The 20,366-nt window shown below is 72.7% G+C and carries 17 protein-coding genes and 1 pseudogene; 10 read left to right on the top strand and 8 right to left on the bottom strand.

Annotated features, from left to right (window positions below; all coding sequences use genetic code 11):
- Nucleotides 1-14: 14 nt before the first annotated feature.
- The gene (locus ACF07V_RS18610; RefSeq protein ID WP_392155347.1) at nt 15-917 is read left to right on the top strand and encodes a proline iminopeptidase-family hydrolase; all 903 of its coding nucleotides are present in this window, start codon (nt 15-17) and stop codon (nt 915-917) included.
- Between the two features lie 38 nt (nt 918-955).
- On the opposite strand, the gene ACF07V_RS18605 is transcribed toward ACF07V_RS18610, so the two are convergent.
- Nucleotides 956-2,671 (bottom strand): serine hydrolase domain-containing protein, encoded by a 1,716-nt coding sequence (locus tag ACF07V_RS18605; protein ID WP_392155346.1) that lies wholly within the window; start codon nt 2,669-2,671, stop codon nt 956-958.
- 198 nt (nt 2,672-2,869) lie between these two features.
- Between ACF07V_RS18605 and ACF07V_RS18600 the strand changes: the two genes are divergently transcribed.
- The gene (locus tag ACF07V_RS18600) at nt 2,870-3,982 is read left to right on the top strand and encodes an NAD(P)H-dependent flavin oxidoreductase (protein ID WP_392155344.1); all 1,113 of its coding nucleotides are present in this window, start codon (nt 2,870-2,872) and stop codon (nt 3,980-3,982) included.
- A complete protein-coding gene (locus tag ACF07V_RS18595) occupies nt 3,979-5,637 on the top strand; it encodes an acyl-CoA synthetase (RefSeq protein WP_392155343.1) in 1,659 nt (552 codons plus the stop codon). Before ACF07V_RS18600 ends, ACF07V_RS18595 begins: the two co-directional genes overlap by 4 nt.
- Nucleotides 5,638-5,643: 6 nt before the next feature.
- Here the strand turns inward: ACF07V_RS18595 and ACF07V_RS18590 are convergent, their stop codons facing one another.
- A complete protein-coding gene (locus ACF07V_RS18590) occupies nt 5,644-6,291 on the bottom strand; it encodes a DNA alkylation repair protein (RefSeq protein ID WP_392155655.1) in 648 nt (215 codons plus the stop codon).
- 128 nt (nt 6,292-6,419) lie between these two features.
- Between ACF07V_RS18590 and ACF07V_RS18585 the strand changes: the two genes are divergently transcribed.
- Nucleotides 6,420-7,076, top strand: a complete 657-nt coding sequence (locus ACF07V_RS18585) for a hypothetical protein (RefSeq protein ID WP_392155341.1) — start codon at nt 6,420-6,422, stop codon at nt 7,074-7,076.
- A gap of 6 nt (nt 7,077-7,082) precedes the next feature.
- Here ACF07V_RS18585 and ACF07V_RS18580 read toward each other — a convergent pair whose 3' ends face one another.
- Nucleotides 7,083-7,916 carry a nitroreductase/quinone reductase family protein gene (locus tag ACF07V_RS18580; protein ID WP_392155340.1) on the bottom strand — a complete coding sequence of 278 codons (834 nt, stop codon included), beginning with the start codon at nt 7,914-7,916 and terminating at the stop codon, nt 7,083-7,085.
- 153 nt (nt 7,917-8,069) lie between these two features.
- Here ACF07V_RS18580 and ACF07V_RS18575 point away from each other — a divergent pair, with 153 nt between their 5' ends.
- Together ACF07V_RS18575 and ACF07V_RS18570 are read left to right on the top strand one after the other, a co-directional pair.
- Complete coding sequence (locus ACF07V_RS18575; RefSeq protein ID WP_392155653.1) at nt 8,070-8,474, top strand: MarR family winged helix-turn-helix transcriptional regulator; 405 nt, start codon at nt 8,070-8,072, stop codon at nt 8,472-8,474.
- A 42-nt stretch (nt 8,475-8,516) separates the two neighbouring features.
- Nucleotides 8,517-9,623: a calcium:proton antiporter gene (locus ACF07V_RS18570; protein ID WP_392155338.1), complete on the top strand. Its 1,107-nt coding sequence runs from the start codon at nt 8,517-8,519 to the stop codon at nt 9,621-9,623.
- Here the strand turns inward: ACF07V_RS18570 and ACF07V_RS18565 are convergent.
- Nucleotides 9,613-12,061 (bottom strand): annotated as a pseudogene (locus ACF07V_RS18565) (penicillin acylase family protein). The gene ACF07V_RS18570 and the pseudogene ACF07V_RS18565 sit on opposite strands and share 11 nt — an antisense overlap.
- Nucleotides 12,062-12,175: 114 nt before the next feature.
- Between ACF07V_RS18565 and ACF07V_RS18560 the strand changes: the two are divergent.
- Nucleotides 12,176-13,687: a fatty acyl-CoA synthetase gene (locus tag ACF07V_RS18560; protein WP_392155337.1), complete on the top strand. Its 1,512-nt coding sequence runs from the start codon at nt 12,176-12,178 to the stop codon at nt 13,685-13,687.
- On the opposite strand, the gene ACF07V_RS18555 is transcribed toward ACF07V_RS18560, so the two are convergent.
- Nucleotides 13,678-14,061 (bottom strand): VOC family protein, encoded by a 384-nt coding sequence (locus ACF07V_RS18555; RefSeq protein ID WP_392155335.1) that lies wholly within the window; start codon nt 14,059-14,061, stop codon nt 13,678-13,680. The genes ACF07V_RS18560 and ACF07V_RS18555 overlap by 10 nt on opposite strands.
- Nucleotides 14,062-14,084: 23 nt before the next feature.
- Nucleotides 14,085-15,371: a phenylacetate--CoA ligase PaaK gene (gene paaK / locus ACF07V_RS18550; RefSeq protein ID WP_392155333.1), complete on the bottom strand. Its 1,287-nt coding sequence runs from the start codon at nt 15,369-15,371 to the stop codon at nt 14,085-14,087.
- Nucleotides 15,372-15,666: 295 nt separating this feature from the next.
- Between paaK and ACF07V_RS18545 the strand changes: the two genes are divergently transcribed.
- Nucleotides 15,667-17,094: a family 2B encapsulin nanocompartment shell protein gene (locus ACF07V_RS18545; RefSeq protein WP_392155332.1), complete on the top strand. Its 1,428-nt coding sequence runs from the start codon at nt 15,667-15,669 to the stop codon at nt 17,092-17,094.
- Nucleotides 17,095-17,152: 58 nt separating this feature from the next.
- Nucleotides 17,153-17,929 carry a GNAT family N-acetyltransferase gene (locus ACF07V_RS18540; protein ID WP_392155330.1) on the top strand — a complete coding sequence of 259 codons (777 nt, stop codon included), beginning with the start codon at nt 17,153-17,155 and terminating at the stop codon, nt 17,927-17,929.
- Between the two features lie 31 nt (nt 17,930-17,960).
- Here the strand turns inward: ACF07V_RS18540 and ACF07V_RS18535 are convergent, their stop codons facing one another.
- Complete coding sequence (locus ACF07V_RS18535) at nt 17,961-18,311, bottom strand: ArsR/SmtB family transcription factor (RefSeq protein ID WP_392155329.1); 351 nt, start codon at nt 18,309-18,311, stop codon at nt 17,961-17,963.
- A 149-nt stretch (nt 18,312-18,460) separates the two neighbouring features.
- On the opposite strand from ACF07V_RS18535, the gene ACF07V_RS18530 reads away from it, so the two are divergent.
- Nucleotides 18,461-19,465, top strand: a complete 1,005-nt coding sequence (locus ACF07V_RS18530) for a zinc-dependent alcohol dehydrogenase family protein (protein ID WP_392155327.1) — start codon at nt 18,461-18,463, stop codon at nt 19,463-19,465.
- A 15-nt stretch (nt 19,466-19,480) separates the two neighbouring features.
- On the opposite strand, the gene ACF07V_RS18525 is transcribed toward ACF07V_RS18530, so the two are convergent.
- Complete coding sequence (locus ACF07V_RS18525) at nt 19,481-20,296, bottom strand: pentapeptide repeat-containing protein (protein ID WP_392155326.1); 816 nt, start codon at nt 20,294-20,296, stop codon at nt 19,481-19,483.
- Nucleotides 20,297-20,366 lie beyond the last annotated feature (70 nt).

The raw sequence follows: 20,366 nt of genomic DNA, 5'->3' as shown, positions 1-20,366 counted from the left end.
GGAGGAGGCGGATCATGCCCGTCACCGAAGGCACCGTGCCGTTCCACGGACACCGCACCTGGTACCGGACCGTCGGCACCGGGCGGAGCGGGCTGCTGCCGCTGCTCGTCGTGGGCGGCGGCCCCGGCTGTCCGCACGACTATCTGAGCGACCTCTCCGCGCTGTACGAGGAGACCAGCCGCCAGGTCGTCTTCTACGACCAGATCGGCTGCGGCAGGTCCGACCACCCCGACGACCCGTCCCTGTGGGTCATGCCCACCTTCGTCGACGAGGTCGCCGCCGTGCGCGCGGCCCTCGGCCTCGACCGCTGTCACCTCCTCGGCCACTCCTGGGGGAGTCAGATCGCCCTGGAGTACGTCCTCACCCGCCCCACGGGCCTGGTCGGGCTTGTCCTCGCGGGCCCGATCGCCGACGCCCCCGCCTACCAGGCCGAGACGCGCCGTCTGAAGGACTCCCTGCCCGAGGACGTACGGGAGACGCTCGACCGGCACGAGGCGGCCGGGACCACCGACAGCGACGCGTACCAGGCCGCGGCCATGGCCTTCTACCAGCGGTGGATGTGCCGCCTGGACCCCTGGCCCGCACACGTGGTGCGCTCCTTCACCAGCATCCGCCCGGACGTGTACGAGACGCTGTGGGGCCGTACGGAGTGGAACCTCACCGGCAACCTCAGGGACTGGGACGTCACCGCCCGGCTCGGCGAGATCGACCTGCCGGTCCTCGTCACGACGGGCCGCCACGACGTGGCCACCCCGGCGCTGGTCCGTCCGCTCGTGGACGGCATCCGGGGCGCCGAGTGGGTCGTGTTCGAGTGGAGCGCCCACCTCCCGACGGTCGAGGAGCCGGAACGGTACCGCGCGGTGCTCGCCGAGTTCCTCGCCGCAGCCGAGCGCCCGGCCGTGGCCCACGCGGCCTGACCCGGTCCTCTGTCTCAGTCCCCCGACCCGGACACTCCCTAGTCCGCCGAGCGCGTCCAGCCCACCGACTCGACGCGGGAGCCGTCCGCCGGACGCGCCTCGTCGAACACCGGCCGCCCGTCGCCGTCCAGGAGCCGCAGCCCGTCCACGTACACCCCGCGCCCGACGTACCGCTTGTCCGTCGTGTACCGCCAGCGCAGCCGTACGGGCAGGGCGCCCGGCTCCGGCACCTCCGCCGTGAGCCCGTGCCAGACCCGTCCGGACCAGCCGCTCACGGCCCCGGTCGGGTGCGGTTCCGGCTCCTCTCCCGGGCGTACGGTGACGAACGGCACCGGCTCCCAGCTCGCCGCGCCGTCCCGGGAGGCCTCCAGGGTCACGACGTCCGGCCCCGGTTCGGTGTCCCACCACAGGGAGCAGGCGAGGCGGGCCGCCCCGGGGACCTCCGGCAGGGTGAGGGTCGCGGTGGTGCCGCTCGCCATCCCCGCGAACCAGGCCGCGCGGCCCCGGGCCGGCCGCACCGGCACGGCTCTCGCGAGGCGGTCCGCGACGGCGACGCGGGGCGCGGAGCCGGAACGCCAGGACCGCACCGGGTGCACGGAGTTGCCGAGCACGATCAGGAACGCGTCGGTCGTCGGGTCGAGGACGAGGCTGGTGCCGGTGAAGCCGGTGTGCCCGGCCGTGCGCGGCGTGGCCATCGCGCCCATGTACCAGTGCTGGTAGAGCTCGAAGCCGAGCCCGTGCTCGTCGCCGGGGAAGGCGGTGTTGAAGTCGGTGAACATCAGCTCCACCGAGGCGGGGGAGAGGATCCGGGCCCGGCCGTACGCGCCGCCGTTCAGCAGGGTGCGGGCGAGGATCGCGAGGTCCCAGGCGCGGGAGAAGACCCCGGCGTGGCCGGCGACGCCACCGAGGCTGTAGGCGTTCTCGTCGTGGACCTCGCCCCGGACCATGCCCCGGTCGAGGCCGGACCAGGGCGGCCGCGCGTCCTCGGTGGCGGCGATCTCCGGCCGCCAGGAGAGCGGTGGATTGAAACGCGTGCGGTGCATCCCGAGCGGAGCGGTGATCTCGTCGTGGAGCAGGGTGTCCAGACCGAGACCGGTGATCTCCTCCAGGATCAGCTGGAGCGAGATCAGGTTCAGGTCGGAGTAGAGGTACGCGGTCCCCGGCGGGTTCGCCGGGGTCTCCGCCCACAGCAGCCGCAGCTTCCCCTCCCGCGTCGGCTCCCGGTAGAGCGGGATCCACGACCGGAACCCGGAGGTGTGGGTGAGCAGCTGCCGCACGGTGACGTCCTGCTTGCCGCCCCCGCCGAACTCCGGCAGGTACGCGGTGACCTTCGCCTCCAACTCAAGGGCTCCGCGCTCGATCTGCTGCACCGCCAGGATCGAGGTGAACAGCTTGGAGACCGACGCCAGGTCGAAGACGGTCTCCTCGGTCATCGGGACCTGCCGCTCCGGCGGCAGCTCGACCCCCGTGTCGGTCTTCTCGTCGTACGCCGCGTACCGCACGGCCGAGCCGATCGCCCGGTGCAGGGCGACGGTCCCGCCCCGCCCGGCGAGCAGCACGGCGCCCGCGTACCAGGGGTGTGTGGGGGAGGGGCCGAGGAAACGTTCGGCCTCCGTGACGAGCCCGTCCAGGTGCGGCGCGAGCAGCCCGGCGCGCCCGGCCGAGCCGCGCCGCAGCGTGGTCCGCCGCGCGGCCGATCCCGACCCGGGCCGCGGCCCGTCCGCGGCTGCCGCACCCGGCACCGCACCGATCATCAGCGCCCCTCCGAGGGCCAGTACTGCGCCGCCCAACGCGCGGCGGCTCGGCCTTCCGTCTCGTTTCGCTTCCTGCGTCATGCCCACCCTCTCCCACCGGGCGCGGCGGCGAAACGCTGACGCACCGGCCCCAAAGAATCTGACGTTGCGTCAGAAAACCTCTTCCCTCCGCCGCGCCGCTGCGGCATCCTGCCGCCCATGGAGACGGAGCTGAGTCGCACACTGGGGATCGAGCACGCCATCTTCGGCTTCACGCCCTTCCCCGCGGTGGCCGCCGCACTCACCAGAGCCGGCGGCTTCGGCGTCCTCGGCGCGGTCCGCTACACCGCGCCCGACGACCTCGCCCGCGACCTCGACTGGATGCAGGAGCACACCGACGGCCTGCCCTACGGCCTCGACGTCGTGATGCCCGCCAAGAAGGCGGTCGAAGGGGTCGGCGAGGCCGAGATCGAGGCGATGATCCCCGAGGAGCACCGGGCGTTCGTCCGTGCCACCCTCGCCAAGCACGGGGTCCCCGAGCTGGCCGAGGGCGAGGCCTCCGGCTGGCGGATCACCGGCTGGATGGAGCAGGTCGCACGGAGCCAGCTCGACGTGGCCTTCGACTACCCGATCAAACTCCTCGCCAACGCCCTCGGCTCACCACCGCCCGACGTCGTCGCCCGCGCCCACGACCACGGCGTCCTCGTCGCCGCTCTCGCGGGCAGCGCCCGCCACGCCCGGCACCACGCCGACGCCGGCATCGACATCGTCGTCGCCCAGGGGTACGAGGCGGGCGGCCACACCGGCGAGATCGCCTCCATGGTCCTCACCCCCGAGGTCGTCGACGCCGTCTCCCCGCTGCCCGTGCTCGCCGCCGGCGGCATCGGCAGCGGCGAGCAGATCGCCGCCGGACTCGCCCTCGGCGCCCAGGGCGTCTGGCTCGGCTCGATCTGGCTCACCACCACCGAGGCCGAGCTGCACTCCCGCGCCCTCACCGCCAAGCTCCTCGCCGCGGGCTCCGGCGACACGGTCCGCTCCCGCGCCCTGACCGGCAAGCCCGCCCGCCAGCTCCGTACCGAGTGGACCGACGCCTGGGACGACCCGGCCGGACCCGGTCCGCTGCCCATGCCGCTCCAGGGGCTCCTGGTCGCCGAGGCCGTGTCCCGCATCCAGAAGTACGAGGTCGAGCCGCTCCTCGGCACCCCCGTCGGACAGATCGTCGGCCGGATGAACTCCGAGCGCAGCGTCCAGCAGGTCGTCGACGAGCTCACCCGCGGCTTCGAGAAGGCCGTCGACCGCATCAACCGCATCGCCGGACGGAGCGCCCAGTGAGCAACGGTCCCACCGAGAGCCAGGACGCCACGGGAAGCCAGGACGCCACCGGAAGCCAGGCCCCGACCGGAAGCCAGGCCCCGACCGGAAGCCGAACCCCCACCGGAAACCAGGCCCCCACCGGGTTCTGGGCCCAGGCCGCCGCCGACCCCGGCCGCACCGTCCTCGTCGCACCCGACGGCGAGGAGTGGTCCGCGGGCCGTCTGCACGCCGAGGCCAACCGGCTCGTCCACGGGCTGCGCGCCGCCGGCCTCGAACGCGGCGACGCGTTCGCCGTCGTCCTGCCCAACGGCCCCGAGTTCTTCACCGCCCATCTCGCCGCCACCCAGGCCGGGTTCTACCTCGTCCCCGTCAACCACCACTTCGTCGGCCCCGAGATCGCCTGGATCGTCGCCGACTCCGGGGCCAAGGTCCTCGTCGCCCACGAACGGTTCGCCGAGGCCGTGACCCTCGCCGCCGACGAGGCCGGACTCGCCCCCACCCACCGCTACGCCGTCGGCACCATCCCCGGCTTCCGCCCGTACGCCGAACTCCTCGACGGACAGGACGGATCCGCGCCCGCGGACCGCACCCTCGGCTGGGTCATGAACTACACCTCCGGCACCACCGGCAGGCCCCGGGGCATCCGCCGCCCGCTCCCCGGCAAGCTCCCGGAGGAGACCCATCTCGGGGGTTTCCTCGGCATCTTCGGCATCCGGCCGGCGGACGGGAACGTCCATCTCGTCTGCTCGCCGCTCTACCACACCGCCGTGCTCCAGTTCGCGGCCGCGGCCCTCCACATCGGACATCCGCTGGTCCTCATGGACCGGTGGACGCCGGAGGAGATGCTCCGGCTCGTCGACCGGTACGCCTGCACCCACACGCACATGGTCCCCACCCAGTTCCACCGCCTGCTCGCCCTCCCCGCCGAGGTGCGGGAGCGGTACGACGTCTCCTCCATGCGCCACGCCATCCACGGCGCCGCGCCCTGCCCCGAGCACGTCAAGCGGGCGATGATCGACTGGTGGGGGCGGTGCGTCGAGGAGTACTACGCGGCCAGCGAGGGCGGCGGCGCCTTCGCCACCGCCGAGGAGTGGCTCAAGCGGCCGGGGACGGTCGGCCGGGCCTGGCCCATCAGCGAACTCGCCGTCTTCGACGACGACGGGAAGCGGCTGCCGCCCGGCGAACTCGGCACCGTCTACCTCAAGATGAACACCGGCGGCTTCCAGTACCACAAGGACGAGGCGAAGACCGCGAAGAACCGCATCGGCGACTTCTTCACCGTCGGCGACCTCGGCGTCCTCGACGAGGACGGCTACCTCTTCCTCCGCGACCGCAAGATCGACATGATCATCTCCGGCGGGGTCAACATCTACCCCGCCGAGATCGAGGCGGCGCTGCTCGCCCACCCCGCCGTCGCGGACGCCGCCGCCTTCGGGATCCCGCACGCCGACTGGGGCGAGGAGGTGAAGGCGGTCGTCGAGGCGGCCGAGGGGTACGAGCCGGGGCCCGCGCTCGCCGCCGAGATCCTGGCCCACTGCGGCGACCGCCTCGCCGGCTTCAAGCGCCCGAAGTCGGTCGACTTCGTCGCGGCCATGCCCCGCGACCCGAACGGCAAGCTGTACAAGCGCCGCCTGCGCGACCCGTACTGGGAGGGGAGGGAGCGCCCGCTCTAGTTCCCCCTACTTCCCCTTCTCGTTGCGGCGCACCATCTCGCCGATCCAGACGGGGGCGTACGGAGAGGTGCAGCCCGGGGAGGTGGGGTAGTCCTTGAGCACCTGGAGCCGCTCACCGATGTCCACGGCGCGGGCGCGGTACTCGGGGTGCTCGATCCCGATCTGGGCCAGGCAGTGGTTCATCGCCCACTGCAGGCGGTCGGGCGCGTCCTTCATCTCCGCCTCGACGACGTCGAGCAGCCCGGAGAGGTCGAGGCCCTCGGGCTGCTTCGCCACGCGCGCGGTGGTCAGTGCCCAGCCGGCGCTCGCGACCACCGGATCGGGATCGGCGAGCCAGGCGAGGCGCAGTTCCTCGGCGTGCGGGCTCTTCTTCACCACGTAGTTCACGAGCCAGTCGTGCACCTTGGGGGAGCGGGCCTCGCGCACCATGCGGTCGAGATCGTCCCGCGCGAACGCCTTCGGGCGGCAGACCAGGAGGGAGAGGAGCCGGGCGGCGGTGTCGTCCGTCTCCCAGAGCCGGACCGCGAGCTCCTGCTGTGTCTTCAGCCGCTTCGCGAGCGCGCGCAGCTTGCCGAGGTTCACGCCGTGGTCGTCGCCGTGACGCTCGTTGACCTCGCGTGCCTTCGGGTCGTCGAGCTCCGCCAGCTCGGCCATCACCTCGGCCAACGCCGTCTCCGCCACCTCGTCCTCCTGTCCGTCGCGTGTGAGGCTCAGCCTATGCCGCACACGCGCCGGGTTAGGGTGCGGCGGATCGACGATGCGGGGGGCGTGTGGAACAGCGGGTGCGGGTGCACAAGGTGCGGCTGGGCGGCGACGAGGTCAGGGTCGTCAGACCGGATCCCGCCCCTGCGCGGCTCGCCCTGCGCGACGACGGCCACTGGCTGTCGATGTACGCGGACCGGGACGGCGCCGAGCGGCTCACCGCGCTGTGGGCGCTGGCCGCGCGCTCCGCGCGCTCCCTGGTCCACCTCCCCCTCCGGGCCAACCCGGCCCCCGACGGGGTCGTGGGGGAGGGCGAGCCGGTGGCGCTCGACCTGGTCCTGGTCCACCACAGTCTGCAGTTCCCCACCGCCGCGTGGAAGCGGGTCCGGGCCCGGCTGGGAGCCGGCCGGCCGCACACCGCCACCACCCCGGAGCGTGACTTCCCGGACGAGAGCGCCATCGACCACGAGCGCCGGTACCACGCCACGTACCGGGACCACCTCGGTTTCGACATCGCGGCGCACACGCTCTTCGTCGTGGGCAGCGCCACCGCGTTCCGCGAGCACGGGACCGCGCTGCGCGGGCTCCTCGACGAGGCCCCGTCCCACCGGTACCGCCATCCGGGCGCCGGACACTTCTGCGTGGAGTTCGGCTCCGGCCCCTGGACCCGGCCCCGGACCCGCCGGAACGTGCCGGGCGCCCTGCACCTCCAGTACTGCGAGGACTGGCGCGTCTGACCGGCGCTACGGCGCCAGGGCCGGAAGCAGCTGGGACTCCTCGTAGGCGAAGTGCTCCTCCAGGCTCGTCGCCAGGCGGTCGACCTCGGTGCGCAGGGTCGCCGGGTCGGCGCCGGAGGCCAGCAGGGCCTCCAGCTCGTCGACCGTGCGGGCGACCACCCGGTGCTCCCGGCGCATCCGGGCCAGGGAGTCGGCGAGGTCCGGGAACTGGCGTTCCAGGAGGTCGAAGACGCCGTCCTCGTTGTGGTGGTGGGCGTGGAGTGCGCCGCAGAAGCCGAGGCAGTGCCGGGCGAGCTGTCGCCCGAGCGTGGGCGCCGGGGATCCCAGGCCCTCGCGGAGCGCGGCGAGTTCGGCGCGGAGTTCGTCGTGGACCTTCACGAGGTGGGCGGCGATCGCCCGGTGCCGCGCGGGGTCGGTGAGGTCGACGCGGTGCAGGGCGACGACGGGGATGACCCGGTCCGTGCCGGCCTGGTAGGTGGCGAACGCGGGATCGCGCGCGGCCTGCTCCGCGTACAGCCGGTCCCGTTCCGCACCCTCCGTCACCACCGCCCTCGCCGCGAAGCGCTCGACGGTCCCGTCGGGTGTGCCGAGTTCGACGGTGACGTGCGCGTCGGCGCGGAGGTTGTGGAACCAGGCCGGGTGCGTCGGTCCGCCGGCGTTCGACGCGAAGACCAGGAGCCGGGCCCCGTCGCGTACGTACACGGCGGGGTTGGTGCGGGGCCGACCGCTGCGGGCGCCGGTCGTGGTGAGGAGGAGTAAGGCGGCGCCTTCGAACATCCCGCCCACGCGGCCGCCGTTGGCGCGGAACTCCTCGATGACCCGCTGATTGAGTGCGGACATGACGGTGCCCTTCGGTAGCATCGATCACGGCAGATCTATTTGCTTTGAAAGCAAAGCTAAATCGGAGGGTGCAGGGTGTCAATCGCGGACCACGGCGACCGGAGTGCCGACGGGCCGGACGTCGACGACGCCGTCCGTACGCTGCTGCTGCTCATGCCCCGGATGGTCGGACGGGTCAAGCGCATCAGGATCCCCGACGAGCTGCAGTCCCTCACCCTGGCGCCCCGTCACCTCTCCCTCCTCGCCTACCTCCTCTTCGACGGGCCGCTCGGCGTCAACGAGCTCGCCGCCCGTCTGGAGGTCGCCCCGACCACCGTGAGCCTGATGGTCGGCGACCTCGCCAAGAAGGGCGTCCTGGAGCGGACCGAGGACCCCGCCGACCGGCGGCGGAAGATCGTCTCCATCGCCGAGGAGCACCGCCCCGCCATCGACGGCTGGCTGGGCCGCAGCGCCGGCGCCTGGCGCGCGGCCCTCGCACCCCTCGGCCCGGCTGAACGCCGGATGTTCGTCGAGACCCTCGCCGCGTACGAGAACGGCCTTGCCGGTCCTGAGGGCTGAGCGAATCGGGCGTAAAGGCCCTCTTGTGGCAATATGCGGATCATGAGTTCGACGGTGACGGCAAGGGCACGGCAGTGGACCACCTGGGGGCCGGTGGTGGCGGCCCTTGTGCTCGCCCTCGCCTGGGGGCGTGAGCTCCCGGGCTTCGCGGTGGCGATCGTCGTCGTCTGCCTGTTCGCCGGGGTGCTCTCGGCCGTCCATCACGCCGAGGTCATCGCCCACCGCATCGGCGAACCCTTCGGCTCCCTCGTCCTCGCCGTGGCCGTGACCGTCATCGAGGTCGGACTGATCGTCATGCTGATGATCGGAGGCGGGGACAAGGCGACGAGCTACGCCCGCGACACCGTCTTCGCCGCCGTCATGATCACCTGCAACGGCATCGTCGGCCTCTCCCTGCTCGTCGGCGCCCTGCGCAACCGGGTCGCCGTCTTCAACGCGGAGGGTTCCGGAGGCGAGCTCGCCGTCGTCTGCACCCTCGCGACCATGACGCTCGTCCTGCCGACCTTCACGACGAGCCACCCCGGCCCCGAGTTCTCCGCCGCGCAGCTCGCCTTCGCCGCGGTCTCCTCGCTCATCCTCTACGGGGTGTTCGTCGCCGTGCAGACGGTCCGGCACCGCGACTACTTCCTGCCCGTGCCGCGGCCGGACCGGGGGATCCCGGAGTCGCAGGACGAGCACGCCGCGCCGCCCACCGCTCGCGACGCCTGGTTCAGCCTCGGCCTGCTCGTGGTCGCGCTCGTCGCCGTCGTCGGCAACGCCAAGCTCGTCTCGCCCACCATCGAGGACGCCGTCGCCTCCGCGGGTCTGCCCAAGGCGGTCGTCGGTGTCGTCATCGCCCTGATGGTGCTGCTTCCCGAGACGCTCGCCGCCGTGCGCGCGGCGAGCCGGGACCGCATGCAGACCAGCATGAACCTGGCCTACGGCTCGGCCATCGCCAGCATCGGCCTGACGATCCCCGCGATCGCGCTCGCCTCGATCTGGCTGGACGGGCCCCTGATCCTCGGCCTGGGGCCCCTCCACATGGTGCTGCTCGTGCTCACGGCCGTGGTGGGCGCCCTGACGGTGGTGCCGGGACGGGCCACCCTCCTCCAGGGCAGCGTCCACCTCTCGATCTTCGCCGCCTTCGTGTTCCTGTCGTTCAGTCCCTGACCACGACCACCTTCAGGCCGGGCGAGCGCAGGATGTCCTTCTCGCAGAACCGGGAGGTCACCCAGCGCTCGCCCGCGAACAGCCGGGTCTGGTCGCTGAAGTGCGGCGAAGCCGGGTTCGACGACTGGGAGTACGAGAGCAGGGTGCGGGCCACCGGGCACCGGCTCCCGTCCCAGCCGACCGCCTGCACATGGCTCGTTCCGTGGACGACCTCCACATAGCCGCCGCCCGCCGCGTTCCACACGGGCTCGGTCTTGTTCCAGATGCCCAGGGACTCGGTCCCGCCGCTCACCGGGATCCGCTCCCCGTTCCGTACGACGAACTGGTGGGCCCCGAGGGGCGCGTCCAGCGCGATGCCCGCGGCCCGCAGTTCCGCCGCCGCGTCCCTGAGGGCCTGCGCGAAGCCGGGCCCCTCCGTGTTGAGGGTGTGCGGGGTGCGGACCGGGTCGGCCGCCGAGAACGGCACCTTCCACTGGTCGGCCGGCTTGACCGTGCCGGTGAACTTCCGCCAGAACCGGTCGAAGAGCAGCGCGCCACGGCTGTCGGTGTTCACCGTCCGGTCCCAGTCCCCGATCACCCGGCAGACCTCCGGGTCCTCCGGCAGCACCGACGCGCAGGCCTTCGCCGCGTCGGCCGCCGCCAGGTCACCGGCGGGCGCCCGGTTCGCGAACTGCTGGCGCTGGAGGTCGGCCACCGTGAGCCCGCCCCGGTCCGCCAGCGCCGACACGTCCTCGATCCCGCCCCGGGTGCGCAGCGAACGCGGGGTGGCGACCGTGCCGAAGATCCGCTCGTAACCGGTCAGCGGCCGGTCGGCATTGGCCAGCCAGGCGCTGTCGTTGGAGTTCTCCACGTACGGGGTGTCCCGCAGGACCGGCATCCGCGCGGGCCCGAAGACACCGGGCTGCACCGCGTCCGGGTCGGAGCCGAGCGCGCAGTCCGACCGCGAGCCGTCGAGCGGCGACCCCCGAGGCCGGGTAGGTGGCCCGGCCGAGCGGGGTGGAGCAGCGCGCGGCGAGCTCGTCGGTGATCCGGGGGAGCACCTGGGACTGGGCGAAGAGCGAGTGTCCCGCGGAGTCCGCCGCGATCGTGTTGACCCAGGGCAGCCCCTGGGTGCGGGTCAGGGTGTCGGCGACGTCCTGCGCGGACCGGGCCTTCCCGAAGCCGAGCGCGGTGTCGGACCCGCGCAGGTTGGCGGCGTTGGGGTCGTTCAGCGCGTACGCCGTGGTCGCGGTCCACGGCAGCGGCAGCTGCGCGCCGAGGCCGCCGACGACGGGGCCGTACCGGGTCCACCACTGGGTGCGGGTGACGGGGGCGCCGTCCTTGACCGCGACGGTCACCTCGCGCGCGGTCATCCGCTCCGGCCGGCCGTCCACGAGGTAGGAGGTCGGGTCGCCGGGGGCGAGCGTCAATTGGTGCAGGTTGAGCGGCACCCCGGTCGCGACGGTGTGGCTCCAGGCGACCTTGTCGTTGAAGCCGATGTTGACGACGGTCGTGCCGAGGAGCGAGGCGCCGGAGACGTTCAGCTCGCCGGGGATCGTCTGCTGCGACTGCCAGAACCGGCGGCCGCCCTGCCACGGGTAGTGCGGGTTCCCCAGGAGCAGCCCGCGTCCGTTCGCCGTCGTGGCCCCGGAGAACGCGACGGCGTTGGAGCCCATGGTGGCGTTCTCGGGAGCGAACAGCGCGCGCGCCGCCTCGGCCGTACGGGCCGGGTCGGGGACCTCCGGGTCGGGGGTGCCCGAGCGGGCGGCCGACGGGGGAGCGGCGGCCGGCGGCGCGGCCGCCGTGATGCCGTCCACGGCCCTGCCCTGCCCGCCGAGCACGGAGACGGCGAAGCCGCGCCGGGCCACGTCGAGCGCGGTCACCGGCCGGACCCAGGCGGCGTCGGCGCAGGCCGGGTCGGTGATCCGGTTCTTCCGCAGCCAGGCGTTGTAGCCGGCCGCCCAGCCCCGCATCATCTCCTTGAGTTCCCGGCTGGGCCCGGCCGGCGCCGGGGTCCCGAGCAGCTCCTCGACCGTGCCCGCGTCCTTCACGCCGCGGAAGTACAGATCGCTGGAGAGGTTCGTCGTGGCGGAGGAGAGCGAGCCGTCCGGGGCGGCGCCCGGGCCGAAGTACCGGGAGCGTTCACCGTTCACGGTCAGGAAGCCGTCGGCGAGCACACAGACCTGGTCGGCGGCCTGGGCCCAGCCCGTGCCGAACCCCAGGTTCGCGTAGTCCTTCGCCACGATGTGCGGGATGCCGTACTCGGTGTAGCGGATGACGGCCGACAGACCCCCGTCGGACGGACGACGGCCCCGGTCCCCGGAGTCGGCGGCCGCCGCGCCGGGCAGCGTGGCCGTGACGACGGCGAGGGCCGCGCCGGTGAGCGCCAGGTGTTTCAGTCGGGTACGGAGGTGCAAGATGCCTCCCAACGGGCCGATGAGCACTGCGGGTTGGACCATGCACGCAGGTGCGCGGCCCCGTGTCAACATCCCGTTCGGTATCCGAGGTCCGGACATGCGCGGCGCGCGGCACGGTACTTGACCTCCCGCCGGGTGGCCGCCGAGGATCACCGCATGGATCGACTCCTCAGCCGCACCGTCGACGGTGTCCTGCGCGCGAGCGCCCGGCGCGTGCCCGACCGGATCGCCCTCCGGTACGCCGACCGGACCTGGACGTACGCGGAGCTGGACGCGGCCGTCTCCACCGCCGCGGCCGTCCTTCGGGAGCGTCGGCACGGTCTCGCCCTGCCGGAGTACGCCCGGGTCGCCACGTACGGCCACAACTCGGACGCCTACCTCGTCGCGTTCCTCGCCTGCGCGCGGGCCGGCCTGATCCACGTACCGGTGAACCACCATCTGACCGGCGAGGACCTCGCGTACGTCCTGGAGCAGTCGGACAGCTCCCTCGTCCTCGCCGATCCCGCCCTCGCCGACCGGATCCCCGAGGGCTTCACGGTCAAGGCGCTGCGGGACGCGCCCGGTTCACTGCTCGACAGCCTCGCCGAACCGGAGCAGTACCTCACCGACCGCGACGCCCGCGACGTCGCCCAGCTGCTCTACACCTCGGGCACCACCGCACTCCCCAAGGGTGCCGTGATGACCCACCTCGCCCTCGCCCACGAGTACGCCAGCGCGATCGAGGCCCTCGACCTCAGCGAGGACGACCGTCCGGTGCACGCGCTGCCGCTCTACCACTCGGCGCAGATGCACGTCTTCCTGCTGCCCTACCTCGCCGTGGGCGCCGAGAACACGATCGTCGACGGCCCCGACCCGGCCGTCCTGTTCGACCTGATCGAGGCCGGCCGCGCCGACAGCCTCTTCGCCCCGCCGACCGTCTGGATCGCCCTCGCCAACCACCCCGAGTTCGCCGACCGCGACCTCTCCGCCCTGCGCAAGGCCTACTACGGGGCCTCGATCATGCCCGTACCCGTCCTGGAGCGGCTGCGCGCCCGGCTGCCCGCACTCGCCTTCTACAACTGCTTCGGCCAGTCGGAGATCGGCCCGCTCGCGACCGTCCTCGGCCCCGACGAGCACGAGGGCCGGATGGACTCCTGCGGCCGCCCCGTCCGTCACGTCGAGGCCCGCGTCGTCGGCGAGGACGGCGAGGACGTCCCCGACGGCACCCCGGGGGAGATCGTCTACCGCTCCCCGCAGCTCTGCGAGGGCTACTGGCGCAAGCCCGACGAGACCAAGGAAGCCTTCCGGGGCGGCTGGTTCCACTCCGGGGACCTCGCCGTCCGCGACGCCGAGGGTTATCTCACGATCGTCGACCGGGTGAAGGACGTCATCAACTCCGGTGGTGTGCTCGTCGCCTCACGCCAGGTCGAGGACGCGCTCTACACCCACCCCGGCGTCGCCGAGGTGGCCGTCATCGGCCTCCCCGACGAGCGCTGGATCGAGGCGGTCACGGCCGTCGTCGTCCCTCGTGGCGAGGTCACCGAGGCCGAACTCCTCGACCACGCGCGCGAGAAGCTCGCCCACTTCAAGGCGCCGAAGCGCGTCCTCCTCGTGGACGCGCTTCCCCGCAACGCCAGCGGAAAGATCCTCAAGCGCGACCTGAGGGACCGTTTCGCAGGTCAGCCCTGATCCTTCTCCTCCATCACACAGAGGACATTGCCCTCGCTGTCCTTGAACCAGGCGCCCCGCATCGTGTCCGACTCGACCACACCCTCGACCGTCTTGATGCCCGGCAGGTCGTAGTCCTCGAAGGTGACGCCTTTCGACCGCAGGGTCGACATCTCCGTGTCCAGGTCGTCGACCTTCCAGCTCGCCAGGGTGTGCTCGGCCTTGCCGCCGTAGGGCGTCTCGTAGAGGCCGATCACCGTGCCGCCGCACTCGAACCTGGTGTCCTCGGGCGACTCCTTCGTGAGGGGTAGACCGAGGGTCTCCGAGTAGAACTGCTTGGCCCGGTTCATGTCACTGACCGGAATGATCGCGGCTATGGGGGAGTCCGACAGCATCGCAACCACCTCCTCCTCCCAGGCTACGCGCCCCGGAGGTCCACGATCCGCTTGATCTTGCCCACCGAGCGCTCCAGCGTCTCCGGATCCACCACCTCCACGCCCACGGACACCCCGATCCCGTCCTTCACCGCGGCCGCGACCGCCCGGGCCGCCTCCGCGCGCTCCTCCGGCGTCGCGTCCGGACGGGCCTCGGCCCACACCGTCAGGGCGTCGAGCCGGCCCTCCCGGGTCAGCCGCAGCTGGAAGTGCGGGGCCACGCCCGGGGTGCGCAGCACGATCTCCTCGATCTGGGTGGGGAAGAGGTTCACCCCGCGCAGGATGATCATGTCGTCGCTGCGCCCGGTGACCTTCTCCATCCGGCGGAACACCCGGGCCGTCCCCGGCAGCAGCCGGGTGAGGTCCCGGGTCCGGTAGCGGATCACCGGCATGGCCTCCTTGGTGAGCGAGGTGAAGACCAGCTCGCCCTCCTCCCCGTCGGGCAGCACCTCGCCGGTGAACGGGTCCACGATCTCCGGGTAGAAGTGGTCCTCCCAGATGTGCAGGCCGTCCTTGGTCTCCACGCACTCCTGCGCCACACCGGGGCCGATGACCTCCGACAGGCCGTAGATGTCGACCGCGTCGATCGCGAACCGCTCCTCGATCTCCTTGCGCATCTCCTCCGTCCACGGCTCCGCGCCGAAGACCCCGACCTTCAGCGAGGTCGACCGGGGGTCCACGCCCTGCCGCTCGAACTCGTCGAGCAGCGTCAGCATGTACGAGGGGGTCACCATGATGATCTCGGGCCGGAAGTCCTGGATGAGCTGCACCTGGCGGGCCGTCATGCCGCCGGAGGCCGGGATCACCGTGCATCCGAGGCGCTCCGCGCCGTAGTGGGCGCCCAGCCCGCCGGTGAACAGGCCGTATCCGTACGCCACATGGACCTTGTGCCCGGGGCGCGCTCCGGCGGCGCGCAGGGAGCGGGCCACCACGTCGGCCCACATGTCCAGGTCGGCCTCGGTGTAGCCGACGACGGTCGGCCGGCCGGTGGTGCCGCTGGAGGCGTGGATGCGCCGGATCCGGGACTGGTCGACGGCGAACATGCCGAAGGGGTAGTGGTCGCGCAGGTCCGACTTGGCGGTGAAGGGGAAACGGGCCAGGTCGGCGAGCGTGCGGCAGTCGTCCGGGGTCAGTCCGGCCGCGTCGAAGGAGCGCCGGTAGAAGTCCACGTTCTCGTACGCGTGACGCAGGGTCGCGCGCAGCCGCTCCAGCTGGAGCGCCGCCAGCTCCTCGCGTCCGAGCCGTTCGCCGCTGTCCAGCAGTTCCGTCATGCGCCCACTCCTCCGCTGTCGTAAAACGGACTACCGATCATTCGGTTGATCCGTTCCGGGTCAGTAAAACCGGAGGCACCCGGGGCTTGGCAAGGGGGTGGACGAACTTTCCCGCCCGCGCGGCTGCCCGGACGGCGGAGCGTGCGGGCGCTCGCGGGGCGGCTGCCGCCGTGCGGCGCTCCCGCCCGCCCGCGCCGCACCCGGATGACGTACACCACCGTGCGTTACATCTGGACGCGGAAAGTGACGTACGACCCCCGCGCAAGTCCACGAGCGCCCAGAAAGCGAGTCCACCATGTCGGTCGACACCGCCCCGGCGGCAGGCCCCACCCCGCCCGCCGTCGAGATCCGCCAGGTCCAGCTCAGCCTCAGCACCGCCGCCGCCCGCAACCTCGCCACCACCACCAAGTCCGAACCCCAGATGCAGGGCATCAGCTCCCGCTGGCTGCTCCGCAAGCTCCCCTGGATCCACACCCCCGGTGGCGTCTACCGGGTCAACCGACGCCTCTCGTACGTGGTCGGCGACGGCCGCGTCACCTTCGTCAAGAGCGGCTCCAGGGTCGAGGTCATCCCCGCCGAACTGGCCGAACTCCCGCTGCTGCGCGGCTTCGACGATCCCACCGCGCTCGGCGCCCTCGCCGACCGCTTCGTCCAGCGGGAGTTCGAGCCCGGCCAGGTCGTCGTGCACGCCGGCCGGCCGGCCGACCACGTCTACCTCATCGCCCACGGCAAGATCGAGAAGCTCGGCACCGGACAGTACGGCGACGAGACCCTCCTCGGACGGCTCGGCGACGGCGACACCTTCGGCGGCCAGGTGCTCGCCGGGGACGGCACATGGGACTTCACCGCCAAGGCCGTCACCGCCGTCACCCTCCTCGCGCTGCCGCGCACCTCCTACCTGGCCGTCGCCGAGCAGTACGGGAACCTCCGCGACCACGTGGTGAACGCCGGGTCCAACGGCCGGCCCCGCCCCGTCAACCCGTCCGGCGAGGCCGCCATCGAGCTCAGCGCCGGCCACGTCGGGGAGGCCGCCCTGCCCGGCGCGTACGCCGACTACGAACTCAAGCCGCGCGAGTACGAACTCAGCGTCGCCCAGACCGTCCTGAAGGTGCACACCCGCGTCGCCGACCTCTACAACCAGCCGATGAACCAGACCGAGCAGCAGCTCCGTCTGACGATCCAGGAGCTCCGCGAGCGCCAGGAGCACGAGCTCGTCAACAACCCCGAGTTCGGGCTGCTCCACAACACCGACTTCGACCAGCGCATCCAGACCCACTCGGGCCCGCCGACCCCGGACGACCTCGACGACCTGCTCAGCATGCGCCGCGACACCGACTACCTCTTCGCCCACCCCCGGGCCGTCGCCGCCTTCGGCAAGGAGTGCAACAAGCGCGGTCTCGTGCTCGGCACCGTCGACGTCGAGGGACGCCACATGCCGGCCTGGCGCGGGGTGCCCCTCCTGCCCTGCGGGAAGATCCCGGTCACCGACCGGCAGAGCTCCTCGATCATCGCCGTGCGCGCCGGCGAGGACAACGAGGGCGTCATCGGTCTCCACCAGACCGGCCTGCCCGACGAGGTCGAGCCCGGTCTCAACTGCCGCTTCATGGGCATCGACGAGAAGGCGATCATCTCCTACCTGGTCTCCGCCTACTACGCGGCCGCGATCCTCGTGCCCGACGCGGTCGGCATCCTCGAGAACGTCGAGGTGCGTCCGCGCGCCTGACCCCCGGCCCGGTAAATCCCGTTGCCCGCCGCCGGACACCGGTGCTGGAGTGGCCCGCATGGAACCCCAGCACCTTCGTGACCTGTACGACCTCCAGCTCCGGCGCGGAGCCCGCCCCGACGGGCCCGGCTGCCGCGTCGAGCGCGTCGGCGCGGTCGTCCGCCAGACGGGCCCCGCGCACGCGTGGAACGGCGTCCTCTGGTCCGGCTTCGACGCGGCCGGGGCCGACCGCGCCATCGCCGGACAGATCGAGCACTACCGCGCCGCCGGACTGTCCTTCGAGTGGAAGCTGTACGGGCACGACACCCCCGCCGACCTCGGTGACCGGCTCCGCGCGGCGGGCTTCACCCCCGAGGAGCCCGAGACCCTGATGGCGGCCGAGGCCGCCGCCCTGCCCGGGGAGGTCCCGCTCCCCGACGGTGTCGAGCTCCGCGCGGTCACCGACGAGGCCGGGGTCCGCCAGGTGGTCGAGGTCCACGAGCGCGCCTTCGGCACCGACAGTTCGAAGATCGGCCGCCAGCTCCTGGACCGGCTCGCGGCCGACCCGGGCACGGTCACCGCCGTCGTCGCCCTCGCCGCCGGCGAACCCGTCAGCGCGGCCCGCATGGAGCTGTACCCCGGCACGGACTTCGCGGGCCTCTGGGGCGGCGGCACCGTCGAGGGCTGGCGCGGCCGCGGCCTCTACCGCGCCCTGGTCGCCCACCGCGCCCGCATCGCCGCCGCCCGAGGCCACCGCTACGTCCAGGTCGACGCGGCGCCCACCAGCCGCCCGATCCTCCACCGCCTCGGCTTCCTGACCCTGTCGACCACGACGCCGTACGCGTACGAGGTCTAGGGGGTGTCCTGCCTCCTCCGGCGATCGCGGGTCAGCCGGAGGTGTCGCCCTCGTGTGCGGTCACGACGGCCCGCAGGAGGCCCGGGAAGCGCTCCTCGAACTCCTCGTGGCGCAGGGTGTTCATGCGCGAGGTGCCCGCGTAGTGCTGGCGGATGAGGCCCGCTTCGCGCAGGACGTGGAAGTGGTGCGTCGCCGTGGACTTGCTGACCGGCAGCTCGATGGTGCCGCAGGCGAGGTCCTCGCCCGCCGCGTACAGCTCGGCGACGATCCGTCGTCTGACCGGGTCGACCAGCGCGTCCAGGACCTGCTGGAGGCTGATCTCGCGCAGGTCGGGGTGGGGCGGGACGCGCTCCCGTCGGCCGGTGCCTGCCACTGCTCTCATCGTCTCGTCGACCTCCGGGAAGCATCGTACGACAGGCGTCAAAGTTTCATGAACATCAAAGTTTGACAGTGGTCGAACCTTGCGCTTGGCTGGGTGCGGCGGCGGAGCGGTCCGCCCGCCGCCGTCACCGAGCGGGGAGGGGAAACCCGATGAGCAAGGCCAGGACGGTGCTGTTCCACGAGTACGGCGGTCCGGAGGTGCTCCGGATCGAGGACGTCGAGGTGGGCGAGCCGGGGCCCGGTGAGGTGCTGCTCCGGGTGGAGGCCATCGGTCTCAACCGTGCCGAGGCGCTCTTCCGGTCGGGCCGCTACATCGAGCCCGCCCGGCGGTTCCCCGCCCGGATCGGACTGGAGGCCGCCGGGGTCGTCGAGGCCGTCGGAGAGGGGGTGGCCGGGTTCGCGGCCGGGCAGGAGGTCAGCGTCGTGCCCTCCTTCTCCATGAACGACCACGGCGTCTACGCCGAGCGCGCCGTCGTCCCGGCCTCCTCCCTCGTCCCCCGCCCCGAGGGCCTCGGCCCCGTCGAGGGCGCCGCCGTGTGGATGCCGTACGTCACGGCGTACGGCGGCCTCGTCGAGGTCGGCGGGATGCGCGCGGGAGACACCGTCGTCGTGACCGGCGCCTCCAGCAGCGTCGGACTGGCCGCCCTCAGGACCGCGCACCGGATCGGCGCCGCACCCCTCGCCACCACCCGCACCCGGGCCAAGAGGGACGCCCTGCTCAAGGCGGGCGCGGCCGAGGTGATCGTCACCGACGAGGAGGACGTGGCCGAGCGGGTGCGCGACCTCACCGGCGGGCGCGGCGCCGACCTCGCCTTCGACGGCGTCGCGGGACCCGGCGTCACGGACCTCGTCAGGGCCCTCGCCCCCGGCGGCACCGTGCTGCTCTACGGCGCCGTGAGCGGGCTGCCGACCCCGTACCCCGGCTTCGACCTCGGCATGCCCGCCGTCTCCCTCCGGACGTACACGATGCCCGAGACGACCAGGGACCCCGAGCGGCTGCGCAGGGCCCGCGCCTTCGTCGAGTCCGGGCTGCGCGGCGGGTACTTCGAAGCGGCCGTCGACCGGACCTTCACGCTCGACGAGATCGTGGCCGCGCACCGGGCCATGGAGGCAGGCCACCAGGTGGGCAAGATCGTCGTGACCGTGCCCCACTGAGCTCCCGGGGGTGTGTCAGGCCGCCCAGTGCGCCGGGCGGTCGAAGCCCTCGGGGAGGCGGGTCGCCGCGTTCCCCCGAGCCGAGTTCAGCTGGGGCTGCGTCAGGAAGAGGGCGCCCGTGAGGTCCGCGCCCGACAGGTCGGCGTCCCGCAGGTCCGCGCCGATCAGGTCCGCGAGCGACAGATCGGCCCCCGTCAGGTCGGCGGCGATGAGCAGCGCCCCGCGCAGGTCCGTGCCCCGCAGCTTCGCCCCGCGCAGCCGCTTGCCGATCAGGTCCGCCCCGCGCCGGCTCTTCGGGCGGCCGCCGGCCGTGGCGCGGACCAGTTCGCTCGTCCGCAGGAGCAGCAGGTTGACCTCGGCGCGCACCGCGGCCACGTCCAGCTTCTCCAGCGCGTCCGGCGGGCCGGCGGTGAGCTCCTCGACCCGGGCCAGCGCGGCCCGCAGCTCGGCGTGGACGGGGCGGGCCGTCCGCAGCGCCAGGGCCTCCGTGAGGTAGCGCAGCAGCTCGTGCAGCTGGCGCACCACCGGGAACACCTCGTACATCTGCCGGGCCGTCTCCGGAGCCTCGCGCCAGGACACGCCGGCGAAGGTCACCTGGGAGACCTGCTGGCCGGCGCCGAAGCAGTCGTACACCGTGCAGCCCTGGAAACCGCTCGGCCGCAGCCGGGTGTGGATCCCGCAGCGGAAGTCCTCCTGGAGGTTCCGGCAGGGCTCGCCCGACGACTTGTTCACGGCGAAGTCGGCCGACTTGGCGAAGGGCAGCGCCACGCAGCACAGGCCGAAGCAGTTGGCGCAGTCGCCGCGCAGGGCGGATTCCCGGGTCTCGGGCACGGTGGAACGGTTCCTTCGCGGTTCGTGGACGGTCCTCCACCGTATCGCGCCGCCGACCTGCTGCTCCCGG

It is taken from the genome of Streptomyces sp. NPDC015661, assembly GCF_043077765.1.
Lineage (GTDB): Bacteria > Actinomycetota > Actinomycetes > Streptomycetales > Streptomycetaceae > Streptomyces.
This window is presented reverse-complemented; position numbering and strand designations above follow the sequence as displayed.

What these genes read in the sequence shown, in the direction of transcription:
- ACF07V_RS18610 (WP_392155347.1), top strand. Translation starts at nt 15, where the DNA reads ATGCCCGTCACCGAAGGCACCGTGCCGTTCCACGGACACCGCACCTGG.
- ACF07V_RS18605 (WP_392155346.1), bottom strand. Translation starts at nt 2,671, where the DNA reads ATGATCGGTGCGGTGCCGGGTGCGGCAGCCGCGGACGGGCCGCGGCCC.
- ACF07V_RS18600 (WP_392155344.1), top strand. Translation starts at nt 2,870, where the DNA reads ATGGAGACGGAGCTGAGTCGCACACTGGGGATCGAGCACGCCATCTTC.
- ACF07V_RS18590 (WP_392155655.1), bottom strand. Translation starts at nt 6,291, where the DNA reads ATGGCCGAGCTGGCGGAGCTCGACGACCCGAAGGCACGCGAGGTCAAC.
- ACF07V_RS18580 (WP_392155340.1), bottom strand. Translation starts at nt 7,916, where the DNA reads ATGTCCGCACTCAATCAGCGGGTCATCGAGGAGTTCCGCGCCAACGGC.
- ACF07V_RS18575 (WP_392155653.1), top strand. Translation starts at nt 8,070, where the DNA reads ATGCCCCGGATGGTCGGACGGGTCAAGCGCATCAGGATCCCCGACGAG.
- ACF07V_RS18570 (WP_392155338.1), top strand. Translation starts at nt 8,517, where the DNA reads ATGAGTTCGACGGTGACGGCAAGGGCACGGCAGTGGACCACCTGGGGG.
- ACF07V_RS18560 (WP_392155337.1), top strand. Translation starts at nt 12,176, where the DNA reads ATGGATCGACTCCTCAGCCGCACCGTCGACGGTGTCCTGCGCGCGAGC.
- ACF07V_RS18555 (WP_392155335.1), bottom strand. Translation starts at nt 14,061, where the DNA reads ATGCTGTCGGACTCCCCCATAGCCGCGATCATTCCGGTCAGTGACATG.
- paaK (WP_392155333.1), bottom strand. Translation starts at nt 15,371, where the DNA reads ATGACGGAACTGCTGGACAGCGGCGAACGGCTCGGACGCGAGGAGCTG.
- ACF07V_RS18545 (WP_392155332.1), top strand. Translation starts at nt 15,667, where the DNA reads ATGTCGGTCGACACCGCCCCGGCGGCAGGCCCCACCCCGCCCGCCGTC.
- ACF07V_RS18540 (WP_392155330.1), top strand. Translation starts at nt 17,153, where the DNA reads ATGGAACCCCAGCACCTTCGTGACCTGTACGACCTCCAGCTCCGGCGC.
- ACF07V_RS18535 (WP_392155329.1), bottom strand. Translation starts at nt 18,311, where the DNA reads ATGAGAGCAGTGGCAGGCACCGGCCGACGGGAGCGCGTCCCGCCCCAC.
- ACF07V_RS18530 (WP_392155327.1), top strand. Translation starts at nt 18,461, where the DNA reads ATGAGCAAGGCCAGGACGGTGCTGTTCCACGAGTACGGCGGTCCGGAG.